Source organism: Candidatus Hydrothermales bacterium, from assembly GCA_039630235.1.
Classification (GTDB): Bacteria; Hydrothermota; Hydrothermia; order Hydrothermales; family JAJRUZ01; genus JBCNVI01.
In genome coordinates, this window is record JBCNVI010000002.1 from 27,299 (window position 1) to 28,026 (window position 728).

General features: G+C 27.6%; 1 protein-coding gene. It reads left to right on the forward strand.

Features of this window, described 5'->3' with window-relative positions; translation table 11 throughout:
• On the forward strand, window positions 1-501 hold a 501-nt coding region (locus ABDH49_02580; protein MEN3045862.1), incomplete at its 5' end, for a phosphoenolpyruvate carboxykinase domain-containing protein.
• Between the last annotated feature and the right edge of the window lie 227 nt (window positions 502-728).

Sequence of the window (728 nt, forward strand, 5' to 3'; positions counted from 1 at the left end):
CTTGACTTTGGTAAAAAATTAAGGAAAAAACCAAGAATTTTCTCTGTTAATTACTTTTTAAGAGATGAAAATGGAAACTTTTTGAATGAAAAGGCTGACAAGAGAGTATGGTATAAATGGATGGAGCTAAGGGTAAATAATGAAGTTGATGCAGTCAAAACACCTACTGGCTATATACCAAAGTATGAAGATTTAAAGAAACTTTTCAAAAAAGTCTTAGGGAAGGATTATAAAAAAGAAGATTATATAAAGCAGTTCACATTAAGAATACCTGCACATCTCGCTAAAATTGAGAGAATGTTAGAGATTTATAAGGAGATTAAGGATACTCCCAAAATATTATTCGATGTACTCAACGAACAAAAGGAAAGACTTTTAAAGGTTCAAAAAACGAAAGGAGATTTTGTTTCACCCTTTGAGTTTTATAAGAAAAAGATAAAGGCAAAACAAAAAATCAAGGTAAAATCGAAGACTAAAAAGAAACAAAGGCGAAAAAAGTAAACAGAAATTAAACATCTAAACCTTTTAAAAATCTAAAAACATTTAAAATAATTTAACTTTTTGATTTATTTGAACTTTAATTAATTTTAAAATTAGAATTAGAAGTTATGGAGAATTTGAGAGTAAGAGGAATTTTAATAAAAAGTTTGAAGGACTTTGTTTTAGAGAATTATGGGAGTGAAGGTTTTGAGAAACTTTTAAACTCTCTGGGAGATGAAGCAAAAAAA